Annotated in this window: 11 protein-coding genes; 7 read left to right on the plus strand and 4 right to left on the minus strand. The window is 74.2% G+C overall.

Annotation, left to right across the window (positions count from 1 at the left end; translation table 11 throughout):
- Nucleotides 1-140 precede the first annotated feature (140 nt).
- Nucleotides 141-1,418 carry a nucleotidyl transferase AbiEii/AbiGii toxin family protein gene (locus tag B085_RS41695; protein ID WP_018558029.1) on the plus strand — a complete coding sequence of 426 codons (1,278 nt, stop codon included), beginning with the start codon at nt 141-143 and terminating at the stop codon, nt 1,416-1,418.
- A gap of 467 nt (nt 1,419-1,885) precedes the next feature.
- On the opposite strand, the gene B085_RS0107895 is transcribed toward B085_RS41695, so the two are convergent.
- The gene (locus B085_RS0107895; RefSeq protein WP_018558030.1) at nt 1,886-3,334 is read right to left on the minus strand and encodes an MFS transporter; all 1,449 of its coding nucleotides are present in this window, start codon (nt 3,332-3,334) and stop codon (nt 1,886-1,888) included.
- A 299-nt stretch (nt 3,335-3,633) separates the two neighbouring features.
- Here B085_RS0107895 and B085_RS0107900 point away from each other — a divergent pair, with 299 nt between their 5' ends.
- Entirely contained in the window at nt 3,634-4,212 is a 579-nt protein-coding gene (locus B085_RS0107900) for a TetR/AcrR family transcriptional regulator (protein WP_018558031.1), read from the plus strand.
- Between the two features lie 19 nt (nt 4,213-4,231).
- Here B085_RS0107900 and B085_RS0107905 read toward each other — a convergent pair whose 3' ends face one another.
- Nucleotides 4,232-4,459 carry a hypothetical protein gene (locus B085_RS0107905; RefSeq protein ID WP_158689687.1) on the minus strand — a complete coding sequence of 76 codons (228 nt, stop codon included), beginning with the start codon at nt 4,457-4,459 and terminating at the stop codon, nt 4,232-4,234.
- Nucleotides 4,460-4,717: 258 nt separating this feature from the next.
- Between B085_RS0107905 and B085_RS41700 the strand changes: the two genes are divergently transcribed.
- The 5 genes from B085_RS41700 to B085_RS0107930 all read left to right on the plus strand — a co-directional run bounded on the left by B085_RS41700 (nt 4,718) and on the right by B085_RS0107930 (nt 11,751).
- Nucleotides 4,718-6,235: an NlpC/P60 family protein gene (locus tag B085_RS41700; protein WP_078619807.1), complete on the plus strand. Its 1,518-nt coding sequence runs from the start codon at nt 4,718-4,720 to the stop codon at nt 6,233-6,235.
- A 750-nt stretch (nt 6,236-6,985) separates the two neighbouring features.
- Nucleotides 6,986-9,001, plus strand: a complete 2,016-nt coding sequence (gene fusA, locus B085_RS0107915; RefSeq protein ID WP_018558034.1) for an elongation factor G — start codon at nt 6,986-6,988, stop codon at nt 8,999-9,001.
- Between the two features lie 593 nt (nt 9,002-9,594).
- Nucleotides 9,595-10,689 carry a mechanosensitive ion channel family protein gene (locus B085_RS0107920; protein ID WP_018558035.1) on the plus strand — a complete coding sequence of 365 codons (1,095 nt, stop codon included), beginning with the start codon at nt 9,595-9,597 and terminating at the stop codon, nt 10,687-10,689.
- Nucleotides 10,690-11,036: 347 nt separating this feature from the next.
- Nucleotides 11,037-11,366, plus strand: a complete 330-nt coding sequence (locus B085_RS0107925) for a hypothetical protein (protein WP_018558036.1) — start codon at nt 11,037-11,039, stop codon at nt 11,364-11,366.
- A 49-nt stretch (nt 11,367-11,415) separates the two neighbouring features.
- Nucleotides 11,416-11,751 (plus strand): hypothetical protein, encoded by a 336-nt coding sequence (locus tag B085_RS0107930; RefSeq protein WP_018558037.1) that lies wholly within the window; start codon nt 11,416-11,418, stop codon nt 11,749-11,751.
- 13 nt (nt 11,752-11,764) lie between these two features.
- Here the strand turns inward: B085_RS0107930 and B085_RS0107935 are convergent, their stop codons facing one another.
- Complete coding sequence (locus B085_RS0107935; RefSeq protein ID WP_018558038.1) at nt 11,765-12,151, minus strand: hypothetical protein; 387 nt, start codon at nt 12,149-12,151, stop codon at nt 11,765-11,767.
- 49 nt (nt 12,152-12,200) lie between these two features.
- Nucleotides 12,201-13,385, minus strand: coding sequence for a low temperature requirement protein A (locus tag B085_RS0107940; RefSeq protein ID WP_018558039.1), 1,185 nt, complete (start codon nt 13,383-13,385; stop codon nt 12,201-12,203).
- Between the last annotated feature and the right edge of the window lie 136 nt (nt 13,386-13,521).

A 13,521-nucleotide genomic window follows, 5' to 3' on the forward strand; every position in this document is an offset into this window, starting at 1 on the left:
TACTCGGCTCGCACCGTGCCGTCACCGATCATTGCGCCGCGCAACGGACGAGCGGGGTGCCGCGGAACGAAGTTGCGCGGCGGCGCGGCGGTCGTGAGGCTGGGCCTGGCAGCCGGACGCCGGGGAAGAGGGGGAGGGGCATGCAGCCGTCGTGGAGGGACTTCGACTGGAGAGCCACCGAGGTGCCGCAGGCGCCGCTGGACGACGGGCAACGCCTGCGACGAGGTGTGCCGTTGACGCTGCGGGCCGTACAGGACCGGCGGGCCGTGCAGCGGCCGGTGTTCGACCCGGCGCTCAAGCAGCATTTCAACGCCTACCGGGCGGCCGACCCGCGGTTCCCCGACCCCGAGGTGGAGGCCGCGTGGCTGCAGGCGCGTCGCATGGCGACGGACCTCGTGCTCGCGGCCGTCGCGGACTCGCCGTGGGCGGAGCACCTGGTGCTGCGCGGCAGCAGGCTGCTGCGCGCGTGGTTCGGGGACGCCGCCCGCGAGCCCGGCGACCTGGACTTCGTCGTCGTGCCCCGGGAATGGCGGATCGAGGAGCCGCGGACGGAGGCGATGTTCGACGGCATCGCCCGCGCGGCCGGGCACGGTTCCGCGTCCGGGCCGGTGCGGATCCTTGCGGAGGACGCGGTCGCCGAGGACATCTGGACGTACGAGCGGGTGCCAGGACGCCGGCTCGTCCTGCCGTGGACGGCGGACGGGCTGCCCGGCGGGATCGTCCAGCTCGACATCGTCTTCAACGAGCGGCTGCCCACGCCGCCGGAGCCGGCCTGGCTCCCCGCCCTGTCGGCGGGCGGCCCGGGGGCGGCGGTGCTCGGTGTCTCCCCGGAACTGTCGCTGGCGTGGAAGCTGATGTGGCTGGTCAGCGACCGGTACCCGCAGGGCAAGGACCTGTATGACGCGGTGCTGCTCGCCGAGTCGTGCCGGCTGCGCTACGAGGTGCTGCGCGACGTCTTCCTCGACGCGGAGGCCTCGTACGCGCTGCGCCCCGTCACCGCGGACGCGCTCGGCGAACTGGTGCCCGCGGTGGAGTGGCGGCACTTCGTGGGCGAGTACCCCCGGCTCGGCGGCGACGCGGCCGCGTACGGCCGCCGCCTGACCGACGCGCTCGCCCCGACCTTCGTGGACGCCCCGCGAGGCGCCGCGCTGCGGGCCTGGTGGATGGCGCCCTGGCTCGCGGAGTACCGCGAGGTCCACGAGCGCGAGGGCATGACCGGTCTGCAGCAGCGGCTGGCCGCCGAGGCGGGCCCCCCGGTCGCCGTCGTCATCACCCGGCATGTGCTCGGGCTGGGCCGGTGCGGTCCCGAGGACGCCCTGGAGATCATGCTGGCCGACCCGGCCTGGTCCCAGTGGGTGAAGATCTACGAGCGCCAACCGCAGTGGCGGCAGGAGCACCTGGCCGAGCCGGGGGAGTGAGGGCGGCCTCCGGCCGGGGCCCGCGCTGCGGCCGGAGGGCTGGGTGGCGGGTGACCACAGCGGGTGTCCGACGCCGGGGCAGGGCACCTGCGGGGGCAGGAGCGCCTTTCCCGGCCGGGGAATGAAAGCGCCGCGCGGGCACGTCCGGACCTTCGCGAGGTCGGCCGCGCCCGCGCGTGGTGCGTCCAGGCGCCGTCGGGGTGTCCTTACGCGGTCGGCTCGACGCCGTCGGCAATCGAAGACACGGGTGTGGCCGCAGGGTTGGCCGCGCCGTCCGCAGTGATGGCGGACGCGGGCGGGTGCGGCACCCTGCGCGGGGCGCCGCCCAGCAGGGGGTCAGCCGCGTGCGCCCGACCTCACCGCTCCTGCCGGCACGGCGCTGCCGTGGTCGGCCGGTGGCCATGGCCGCGTGGGAAACGCGGGCGGGTGCGGCGGCCCTTGCGGGGCTCGCCGCACCCGCGCCGGGGTCAGCCGCGTGCGCCGGACGCGACCGCTTCGGCGTCCGCCGGGGCCGCTGCGGCGCCGCCCGCGGCGTGGCGGGCGGAGGCCGCCCGGTGGACCGGGACGAGGAGGGCGGCCAGGGCCGCCGCCAGGCACAGCACGGCCAGCAGGCCGAACGCGTGGGTGTAGCCGGAGGCGTAGGGGAGGCCGGAGGGCTGGAGCCGGCTGGTGACCAGGACGCTGGTGACCGCCGCGCCGATGGAGCCGCCGATGGTGCGGATGTTGGCGTTCATGCCGCTCGCGGCGCCGGTCTGCTCCGGCGGGACACTGCGCACGATCAGGTTGGCCATGGAGGCGAAGGCGAGGCCGATGCCGAGGCCGAAGATGCCGGCCGCGAAGGCCACCTGCCACTGCCGGTCGTGCCAGGCCGCGAGGAAGCCGCAGGCCACCGCCCCCAGCGCGGCACCGGTCGTGAGCAGGCGCTTCGCGCCCACCATGGGCTCCAGGCGGCCGCTGAGGACACCGGAGAGGAACATCGCGATCAGCATCGGCAGCATCAGCAGGCCGGCCCCCGTCACGCTGGCGCCGAAGCCGTAGCCCGCGGCCCTCGGGGTCTGGGCGAAGCCGGGGAGGAAGGACCAGATCGCGTACATGCCCGCGCCGAAGAGCAGGCCGGCGGTGTTGGTCGTCCACACGGCGCGCAGCCGCATGATGCGCAGGTCGATCAGGGGGTGGCGGGAACGGGCCTCGGCCGTCAGCCAGAGGGCGAAGAGGACGACCGCGGCGGCGAACAGGCCGAGGGCGCGGCCGGAGGTCCAGCCCCACCGGGTGGCCTGGCTGAGCGGCAGCAGCAGGGCCACGAGCCAGCCCGACAGGAGGATCGCGCCGTGCCAGTTGACGCGTCCCTCGGCCCGGCTCGGGGACTCGGGCACGTAGCGGAAGGCGATCAGCGCGGTGATCGCGACCACGGCGACGGGCAGCCAGAACAGCCAGCGGTAGTCGAGCGCGGAGACGATCGGGCCGGCGGCCACGATGCCGACGCCGCCGCCCGCGGCGATCACGGCGGAGAGGTTGCTGATACTCGGGCCCACCCGGCTCGCGCTGAACTCGTCCCTGATGATGCCGAAGGACAGCGGGAAGAGCGCGCCGCCGATGCCCTGGATGACGCGGGCGATGATCAGGACGCCGATGGACGGCGCCAGCGCGGCGAGCAGGCAGCCCAGCGTCAGGGTCACCAGGACGGCGACGAGGGTGCGCTTCTTGCCGATCAGGTCGCCGACGCGGCCGAGAATGGGGGTGAAGACCGAGGCCGACAGCAGGTAGGCCGTCATCACCCAGGTCACGGTGGACTGCGAGGTGTGCATCGCGTGCTGGACGGTCGGCAGGGCCGGCGCGATCAGCGACTGGAGCATGGAGAACACGCCCGCACCGGTCGCGAGGACCGCGAAGGTGAGGCGCGTGGACTTGCGTGGCATGGGATGCCTCTCCGATTCCGAACGGGGGCGTGGCCGGGAGCGTCCGGCCGTGGTCGTGCGGGCCGCGTTGGGCAGCCTGGGAAGCGGTGACCGCGCGCGGCGGTCGCCGGGGAATGTCGGGGGGCGGGCGATGCGCCGGCGCAGGGCCCGTGGCAGGGTCAGCGCGGGATGTGCGCGCCTGGCCGCCGCGTGCCGGGCACGCGGCGAAGGGAAGCACACCCCGACTGGTAAAGTGGAGGTGTGCCTCCACTGTAGCGGAGGCCATCCTCCACTTCAAACGTTCCGGTCAGGAGGCAGCAGTGACGGCCGACACGTTCCCCGTCAGCGCGATCGTCGCGTCCCAGCGCCCGCACCGAAAAGACGCGGCGCGCAACTACGACGCCCTGCTGGCGGCCGCCCGCGAGGCCTTCGCGGAGAACGGCGCCGAGGCCTCACTGGAGGACGTCGCCCGCCGCGCGGGCGTGGGCATCGCCACCCTCTACCGGAACTTCCCCACCCGCCGGCACCTCTTCGAGTCCGTCTACGCGGACGAGGTCAACGACCTGTGCCGGGTCGCCCAGGACGTCGCCGACCGCGAGCCGTGGGACGCGCTCACCTCCTGGCTGGGCCGCTTCGTCGCCTACACCGTGACCAAGCGGGCCATCCGTGAGGCCCTCAACCAGGAGTCCGACGTCTTCCTGGCCTGCCGCGAGTCCATGTTCCAGGCCGGCGGCCCGCTCTTCGACCGCGCCCAGCAGGCCGGCGAGGTCCGCGGCGACATCTCCTTCGACGACCTGCTCCGCATGGTCGCCGGCATCACCGGTACCTACTTCCCGGACGAGGCCCAGCGCGACCGCATCCTCGGCGTCGCCCTCGACGGGGTTCGCGCGCGCCGCTGAACCGCGCGGCAGGCGCCGGTCAGGCGCCCGGCCGCGGCGCGGCGGTCCGCCCGGTGTCCACGCCCTCGAAGCTCTCCACAGCCCGGGCGCGGCATCGCCCGCAGAGCCCCTCGGCCGGTTCGGCGGGCCAGTCGACCGGGTGGCCGTCCCGGTCGCGGACCGCGGCGAGCACCCGGACGCACGCGCCGAGATCGCCCTCCTCCCGCCGCCGGACCCGGACCGCCACGCCTGCCGTCGTGTCGCGCACCGGGGAGAGCAACCGCCCGTCGCACGGGCGACCGCCGTGAACCCCGGGAGCGTTCCGTACGTCGGGTCGGCGCTCGAAGACGCCGTCACACACATCGAGGTCCGGCGCGGCTGCCTCGCCCACCTGGGGTTTTCCGGCCGCCCGGCGAAGAGGAAACGGGAAACCCCTGTCGCCGGCGGTCCGTTCGGGGCCACCGTGAGGGCCGACACGTGACCGAGGGCGGCGCCGGGCGCCGCCCCGTCCTGGGGGGAAGACCGCATGAGAGCACGACGCCGGTGCGGCGGACTGGTCGCCGCCGTGGTGACCGCCCTGCTCCTCGCGCTCGTCCCGGCCGCCGCCGCGCGCGCTGCCGGGGCCGGGGCCGGGGAGCAGAACTGGTGCAGCCTGCAGGGCATCGCCTCCGACGAGGCGCACCGGGCCGCGGACGCGGCCTGCCAGGAGTGGCGCAACCGCACGCTGTACACGTGGGGCGGCGGGCACGGCCCCGCGCCGGGCGCCAGTTACGGCACCATCGACATCCACGACCTGGAAGAGACCTGGAACGACCCGAACACCCGCGGCTTCGACTGCTCGGGCTTCGTCCGCTGGGCCTGGTACAAGGCCGTCGGGTGGGACATCCTCGGCGGCGGCACCGCCGAGGCGATGTACCGGAGCGCCGGGCGCACCTACCAGGCGGTCCACGGCAGCGGAGGCGGCAAGCCGGCCGTATCCGACCTGCAACCCGGCGACATCGTCTTCACCGGGGTCGGCGGCACGGTCGACAGCATCAGCCACGTGATGCTCTACCTCGGCGACGGGTACGTCGTGGAGGCGTACCAGTCGCAGCGCCCCGTCCGGGTGATCGACATCAACGCGCGCATCGACAACAACCGCCTGGCCGGGGTGGCGCGCATGCCGCAGGGCGGCCCCTTCACCGAGCCGCCCGGGTACGACGGCACCCTCCAGGTGACCTGGGGCACCGACGTGGCGGTACGGCAGCATCCCAACACGTCGGCGGCGCTGGTGACCCGGCTCTCCGGGCCGGACCTGGTGTACGCGACGTGCCAGCAGCACGGGGAGAACGTCACCGCCGAGGGCTACACCAACGACGCCTGGACGTACCTGTCCAACCGCGGCGGCTGGATCAGCAACATCTACCTGAGGGGGCCCGCCTGGCTGCCCGAGGTGCCCACGTGCACCGGCTCCGCCTACGACCCGCAGACCGGTTCGGGGGGCGGCGACGGTGTCTCGCAGGGCGGCGCCCACAGCACTTGGGGCACGGGCGTGGCGGTCCGCTCCGAGCCGTCCACCACCACCGGCACCACGGTGGCCCGGCTGGCCGGCCCGACCGACGTCACCGTCAGCTGCCAGACGCACGCGCAGACCGTGACGTCCGAGGGGTACACCAACGACGCCTGGTCCTATCTCCCGCAGTACGGCGGCTGGATCACCAACATCTACATGCGCGGCGACGCCTGGCTCGCCGGGGTCCCCGCCTGCGACGGCAAGGGCACCTCCACGCCGGCCGGCGCGAGTCCGTACGGCACCTGGGGCACCGGCGTGGCGGTCCACGCCTACCCGGCCACCGGGTCCGCCGTGGTGGTCCGGCTCGCCGGCCCGACCGACGTCGCGGTGTCCTGCCAGAAGTACGCGGAGTCGGTGACGGCCGAGGGCTACACCAACAACGCCTGGTCGTACCTGCCGGAGTACCAGGGCTGGATCAGCAACATCTACATGCGCGGCGACGCCTGGCTGTCCGGTGTGCCGAGCTGCGGTGCCCCGGGCGGCGCCATCTGAGCGACCCCGGTCCGCCACGGCCGGCGTGGTCCCACCGCTCACGGGGGCGGTGGGGTCCGCCGGCCCGTGGCCGTGTCCCGACCGTGCGCTCACCCCTTCCCCCGCGATCCCGGGAACCACGTTCCCTTCGGCCCGGGACTGCGCGAACCGCACCTGGAGCGGGGCCTGTCGCCGTCGGCGCCCGCCAGGCGCAGCAGAGCAGCCACTGCGGCAAGGGACACCCGAGCAGGATCGAGACGGGCGGCGAACCGGCCCGCGAACCCGCTGCGTCGGCGGTGCCTCCTGCCCGGCTACGACGGGTACGACCGGCCGGGCGCCCGCGGTTCGGGCCGGTAGCACGCCTGGTCGGCACGCGCCGCGACCGCCCCGGGAAAACCCGGTGCCCCGTGCCCGCCCCGCCCCCTACACTCACGTCCATCGCGCGCCGCCCGACAGCGCGGCGCGTCCGTGACGAACGAGGGGAGCCCGGCCGTGCGTTGGCGTACCGCAGCCGTCGTGCCCCCGTCACGGCACGAGGTGATCCTGGTGTCCTCGCCGGCCCGGTGCCCGCTGCGCGGCCGGCACCGGAAGCCCGCGACGACCGCCTGACCCCTCCCGCACCGGCGGAGCCGGGGACGACGGCCGGGTACCCCCCGCCGTGCCCCAGGTCCGTACCGCCGTGCGCCGGGACATCGCCACGGCCCGCCCTCGGGCCGCCTCGTCCGGGAATCGCGCCGCCCACTCTCGGATCACCCGAAAGGCCACCGGGCCATGCGCACCGTCAATCCGCTGACCGCCGTCCGCAACCTCGGCATCCTCGCCCACGTCGACGCGGGCAAGACCACCGTCACCGAACGGATCCTCTTCCTCACCGGCGCCACCCACAAGCGCGGCGAGGTCCACGACGGCACCACCGTCACCGACTTCGACCCGCAGGAACGCGACCGCGGCATCACCATCTTCGCCGCGGCCGTGAGCTGCGACTGGGACGGCCACCGGCTCAACCTCATCGACACCCCGGGTCACGTCGACTTCTCCGACGAGGTCGAACGCTCCCTGCGTGTCCTCGACGGCGCCGTCGCCGTCTTCGACGCGGTCGCCGGCGTCGAGCCGCAGAGCGAGTCGGTGTGGCGGCGGGCCGACCGGCACGGCGTGCCGCGGATCGCGTTCGTCAACAAGCTGGACCGCGCCGGCGCCGACCTCGACGCCGCCGTCCGCTCCCTGCGCGAGCGCCTGCACACGGTGCCGCTCGTCGTCCAGGCGCCGATCGGCCGGGAGGACGGTTTCACGGGCGTCGTGGACCTGCTGCGCATGCGCGCCCTGGTGTGGCCGGACGGTCAGAAAACTTACGCCGAGGGCCCCGTGCCCGACGGCCTGCGCGAGGAGGCGCTGCGGCGCCGCCACGCGCTGGAGGAGGCGGTGGCGGAGCTGCACCCGGCCGCGCTGGAGGAGTTCTGCGAACGGTCCGCACTGTCGGAGGCGACGCTGCGCTGCGCGCTGCGCGACCTGACGCTGTCGGGCGAGGGCGTCGTGGTGCTGTGCGGCTCGGCGTACCGCAACCGCGGGATCGAGCCGCTGCTGGAGGCCGTGGTGGACTACCTGCCGTCCCCGCTGGACGTCCCGGCGGTACGGGAGGCGGCCGATCCGGCCGCGCCGTTCGCCGCGCTGGTGTTCAAGGTGAACGTGACCGCCTCCGGGCGGCTGACCCATCTGCGGGTGTACGAGGGCACGATCAGGAAGGGGGACGCGGTGCTGGACACGCGCGCCGGACGCACCGAGCGGATCGGGCGGATCCTGCGGGTCCAGGCGGACCGGCACGTCGACGTCGACGCCGCGGTCGCCGGGGACATCGTCGCGGTGGCCGGGGTGAAGTCCGCCGCCGCGGGCGCGACCCTGTGCGCCCCGGGGGCACCCCTGGTCCTCGAACCGCCCTCCGCGGCCGAGCCGGTGGTGTTCGTCGCGGTCGAGGCCGCCCGCAACACCGACGGCGAACGCATGGCGGTGGCGCTGGCCCGGCTGGCCGAGGAGGATCCGTCGCTGGCCGTGCGAACGGACCCCGAGACCGGCCAGACGGTCCTGTCCGGCATGGGCGAACTGCACCTGGAGGTCGCGGTGGAGAAGATCCGCCGCGAGCGGGGGCTGGACGTCCGCGTCGGGCGGCCGCAGGTCGCCTACCGGGAGACACTCGTCCGGGGCGTGCCGGGGCTGGTCTACCGGCACGTCAAACAGGACGGCGGCGCGGGCCAGTTCGCGCACGTCGTCCTGGACGTCGAGCCGTACGGGGAGTCCGCGTTCGCGTTCGCCTCGACGGTCGTCGGCGGGCGGGTGCCGAAGGAGTTCGTCCGCGCGGTCGAGGCCGGCTGCCGGGACGCCCTCGCCGAGGGCCCCCTCGGCGGCCACCCCGTCACGGGCGTACGGGTCACCCTGACCGACGGCGCCACGCACTCCCGCGACTCCTCCGAGACGGCCTTCCGCACCGCGGGCCGCCTCGGGCTCCGGGAGGCCCTGCGCGGCGGCGTGATGGCCCTGCTCGAACCGGTCGTCGAGCTCACGGTCACCGTCCCCGACGAGGCCGTGGGCACCGTCCTCGGCGACCTCGCCGCCCGCCGCGGCCGCGTCACCGGCTCCACGACGCGTTCCGGCACGGCGGTCGTCACGGCGACGGTGCCGCTGGCCGGACTGTTCGGCTACGCGACCCGGCTCCGCAGCCGGACCCAGGGCCGCGGCACCTTCACCACCCGCCCCGCCGGGTACGCCCCGGCACCGGCGGGCACGGTGAGCCGCTAGGCCGTGTCGTCAAATGCCCTCCCCCAACCTTCGGCCGGGGGTGCCCCCACTCAGCGACGCCTGGCACGGCACCTCGCTGCGTTGTCGAATCGTCCGAGTAGCCCACTACGAGGACGATCCTCCGCCTTGCGATGCACCGCACCAGGGGGCCCCTCCCAGCGTCAGCTGGGGGAGCCGCTGAGCCCGCCCTTCGGGCGGTGGGGGCCCCTCCCAGCGGTAGCTGGGGGAGCTCATTTGACGACAAGGCCTAGCGGCGCCCGGCCCCGCCCCCTCGTTCACGCGGGGGCGGGGCATCGGGCATCGGGCATCGTGAACAGGGAGGATACCGCCAGGCCCCCGGTCGCCGGGCCCGGCCGCCGCGATCTTCGCGGGATCGGGTCGCAGAGGTGGGGGCCGTATGCGGGCCGCCTCACCACTGCGGCAGGATGTGTCAGATCGCGCCAGGACAACGCCTGTTCGGCGCGGTTCGCTCGAACGTCCCCCGACGTCCCCCGAATGTCCCCCGCACGTCCCCGAACGATGAGGCGACCAGTGACGACACAGCATCCCCCGCGCCCCGTGGGTGAATCCGTACGCACGTGGGGAGGCGACCGGTGAACCGCGCCCTCACGCTGCACGACCTGGTCGTCGCCGGTGCGGCGATCGCCGCCGGCGCCCTGGCGGGGCTGCTGCTGCGGCTGGCCCTGAAGTGGCTGAGCGAGCGGGCCAGGAGCACCAGGTGGGGCGGCGACGACATCGTCGTGGCCGCCCTGCGCACCGTCGTGCCGTGGGCCGCGCTGGCGGCGGGTGCCTGGGTGGGGGCCGCGGCGCTGCCGCTGACCCGCGCCGTGGACCGGACGGTCGCCCAGGTGCTCGTCGCGGTGCTGATCCTGGCGGCCACGATAGCCGCGGGCCGCATGGTCGCCGAGACCGTGCGGTCGCTGGCGCTGTCCCGGTCCGGGGTCGCCGCCTCCGCGACGATCTTCGTCAACATCAGCCGTGTCGCCGTGATGGCGGTGGGCTTCCTGGTCCTGCTGCAGACCCTGGGCATCTCCGTCACGCCCCTGATCACCGCCCTCGGCGTCGGCGGTCTCGCCGTCGCCCTGGCCCTGCAGGACACGCTCGCCAACCTCTTCGCGGGCGTCCACATCCTCGCGTCCAAGACCGTGCAGCCCGGCGACTACATACGCCTCAGCAGCGGCGAGGAGGGCTACGTCGTCGACATCAACTGGCGCAACACCGTGGTGCGCCAGCTGTCGGACAACCTGGTCATCATCCCCAACGCCAAGCTGGCGAGCGCGATCGCCACCAACTTCCACCAGCCCGAGCAGCAGATGTCGCTCATCGTCCAGGCGGGCGTGGGCTACGGCAACGACCTCGAGCACGTGGAGCGGGTGACCATCGAGGTCGCCGCTCAGGTCATGGCGCACGTCGAGGGCGGCATCCCCGAGCACGACTCGGTCGTCCGCTTCCACACCTTCGGCGAGTCGCGGATCGACTTCTCGGTGATCCTGCGGACCTCGGAGTACGGGGAGCAGTACCGGATCAAGCACGAGTTCATCAAGCGCCTGCACCGCCGGTACCAGGAGGAGGGCATCGAGATCTCCTTCCCGACGCGGAACGTGGTGCTGCGTCAGGAGCAGCCCGACGGGATAACGCTGCCGCAGCAGCGCACGGCCCCGGCGCCGGGCCGCACCCCCGGCGTCTGACGGCCCCGCCGGGCACGCACTCCGGTGCGTGCCCGGCGGCGGCCCCGTTCCGCTGCCCTGGGACGAAGACCTCCGGCCCTGTCACCAGCCGGGGTAGCGGCCCGCCCCTGTCGGGACCGCCGATGGTGACGGAGGGGGCACGGACAGTGCACACCCGCAAGAAAATACGGGGCAGATTGACCCATAAGTGGACATGTTAAATCCGGCTCGATAGCGTCGGGGGTGGGTGTTATCCGCCCCTTCGAGCCGGTGCCCCGCCGCTCCCCAAAGGCGCGCCTGACACCCGGATTTGGGCCTGACCAGGGACGAGGCGCCCACCCCGTACGCTTCCGAGAGGACGAACAGCCATGCGCGCACAGCGATTCCTCGCACTGCTCGCAGGCCCGGTAGCCGTAGGAGCCCTGGCGGTCCTGCCGGCGGCGCCCGCGCAGGCCGCGACCGCCGGCCACGCCATGGCGGGCACCGTACAGGCGCAGGCCGCGGGCACCCTCGCCCCGCAGGCGGGCACCCGGTACTGGCGCGGTTACCGCGACGGCCGCGACGACGGACGCCACGACGCCCGCTCCCGCCCGCGCTGCCGGAACCAGTGGGACTCCTACCGCCCGCAGAGCTGGAACTCCGAATACCGCCGCGGCTACCGCGACGGCTACCGCTCCGGCTGGAACTCCTACTGCTGAGCCCGGTCCACCATGGTTCCCTCAGAACACGGGCGCAGACGGGGGAGAGTTGACCACTGGGGACGACGACCGGGTCTTCACCGGTCACTGGGTCTTCGAGACCAACCTGCGGCCCCTGTGCGAGGCGGTGGCGCACTTCACGGGATACGCGTTCGACGACCGGGACTGGCAGGCGATCGACGGCGCCCTCCCGGCGACCGACGCCGAACGCCACGACGGCTGGTACGCCTATCCGCTGTCCGGCCGCGTCCCGTTGACGCTCCTCGTCGCGGGCGACCCCGGTTCGGCCGTGGTCCTCGTCCGGTTCGCCGGAGAACCGGACGAGGCGGACAAGGCCCGGATCGAGGCGGCGCTCCACATCTTCTCGACCTGGGCCGTGCCGTGACGGCCCACGGCCGTCACTCGCAGACGCGCTTGAAGTCGTGCGCCCCCTTCCGGGCCCGGAAACGCACCTCGTGGCCCTTGGGGTCGGTGAAGACCGCCTCCGTCGGCGACACCAGCGTCATCGTGCCGTGCTGCGTGGGGTTGTCCCAGCCCGGCGGGGGATTGAAGGAGCCGTCGGAGAGCGGGGTCTCGGCCTCGAAGTACGTGGAGCCGATCCGGGCCTCGTCGATTCCGCAGTGGGTGTACAGCTCGTAGGGGATGGAGGTCGGCGCCGGGATACTCGGCGCCGCCGCGGTGGGGAGCACCACGGAGGTGGGGTCCCCGTCGGTGCAGCCCGTGAGGACGGCAGCGGCGGCGGCGGCAGCGAGGGCGGTGGCGCACGCGAAATGCCTGGTGGTCATGGCGGTTGGACGCCGCCGCCGCGTGAGGGGTTCCGTCGGCGGCGCCCGTTCAGACGGCCGCCGCCCGTACGCCGCCGCGCTCGCGCGGGACACAGGTCGCCGCGACCAGGAGCGCGCAGACGAGACCGGTCACGAGGACCGGGGCGGGGGCGAACGTGGCGGCCAGGATCGCCGCCACGGCGAGCGCGTGCACCACGTCCGGCGCGGTGGGGTGCCCGGCGGCCGTGCGGTGCAGCAGCCACACGGACAGCACGAATCCGGCGACGGGCACCGTGTAGGCGGCTGCCGCGCCGTACGCGGTCAGATAGCCGTGCCCGGTCGCCTGGGCGACGTTGACGGCCAGTCCGGCGCCCACCGCCGCCGCGCAGGCGAAGACCGCGTAGTGGCCGTAGCCCCACAGCGTGGCCGTGGTGAAGCCGCCCAGGCGACGGGACGCGTTCTGGGCGAAGTACAGCCACCACAGGGCGCAGACCGTGAGGGTGCCGCCCAGCACCAGTGTGGCGATGTCACCGAACGTGGCGTCGGTGTCGAGGGCCGCGCGTACGGCGCCGGCGGCGGCCGTGATGGACTCGCCCAGCACGATCAGGGTGAACAGGCCGAAGCGCTCGGCGATGTGGCGCGGATGCCAGGTGGTGTTGGCCGCCCGCTCGGCCCAGACGGGGACGGCGAGCTCCGCCAGGGCGAGGACGGCGTGCGCCGGGAGGCGGAGGTCGCCGGGCACGACGAGGTGCGCCAGCCAGCCGGTCTGCACCACCAGGATCCCGGCGGCGTACCGCAGGCAGCTCCGGCGCCGCTCGGGGTCGGAGCGGGCGGCCCGCAGCCACTGGCTCACCATGGCGAGCCGCATGACGACGTAGCCCCAGGTGATGACCGTGTAGTCGCCGTCCTGCAGGGCGGCCGCCGTGCCCGCGGACATGACGAGGGCGCCGCCGATCTGCACGACGGTGAGCAGGCGGTACGGGATGTCGTCGGTGTCGTAGGCGGAGGCGAACCACGTGAAGTTCATCCACGCCCACCAGATCGCGAAGAACACCAGCGCGTAGCCGAGGACGCCGCCGGCGACGTGTCCCGCGGCCAGTTCCTCCTCGAACGCGGCGGACGTCTGGGCGACGGCCACGACGAAGCAGAGGTCGAAGAACAGCTCCAGCGCGGTGGCGGTGCGGTGCTTCTCGTCGGCGACGCGGGCGACCATCCGCCGCCGCCATGCCGTGCCGGCGGTCTGCGGCGCGCTCACGGCGCTCCCGTCCCCGCGGCGGGCGACGCGCCGCGCCTCCCGCGAACCGCTTCCTCGCTCACGGTGCGTCTCCTCACGTTCCCGGGGTCGGCGCTCTGCTTCCTCCCCTGAGACCGGGCGTCCCGCGCGGGTGTGA

Source organism: Streptomyces sp. BoleA5 (assembly GCF_000373665.1).
Lineage (GTDB): Bacteria > Actinomycetota > Actinomycetes > Streptomycetales > Streptomycetaceae > Actinacidiphila.